This is a genomic window from Phosphitispora fastidiosa (genome assembly GCF_019008365.1).
In the GTDB taxonomy this organism is placed as follows: domain Bacteria; phylum Bacillota; class Thermincolia; order Thermincolales; family UBA2595; genus Phosphitispora; species Phosphitispora fastidiosa.
Genome location: NZ_JAHHUL010000132.1, coordinates 1 through 271 on the forward strand (window position 1 = coordinate 1; position 271 = coordinate 271).

Annotated in this window: 1 protein-coding gene; it reads left to right on the forward strand. The window is 57.9% G+C overall.

Annotation, left to right across the window (positions count from 1 at the left end):
• On the forward strand, nt 1-271 hold a 271-nt coding region (locus Ga0451573_RS19235), incomplete at both ends, for a Tn3 family transposase (RefSeq protein ID WP_231685802.1).

Sequence of the window (271 nt, forward strand, 5' to 3'; positions counted from 1 at the left end):
CGACCGGGGGCGTCGATCTATGGCTTCCTGTCCAACCGTTTTGCTTCCTTCTTCTCCCGCATGATCCAGGCATCCGAGGGCGAAGCCCCCTACGTTCTCGACGGCCTCCTTCACAACGAAAGCTCCGTCGAAATCTATGAGCACGCAACCGATACCGCTGGCGCCACCGAAACGACGTTCTCCATGTTCCACGCCTTTGGCTACAGGCTCATTCCCCGTATCCGCAATCTCGGCAATCGCAGGCTCTTTGTCATTGATCGCGATCCGGCTT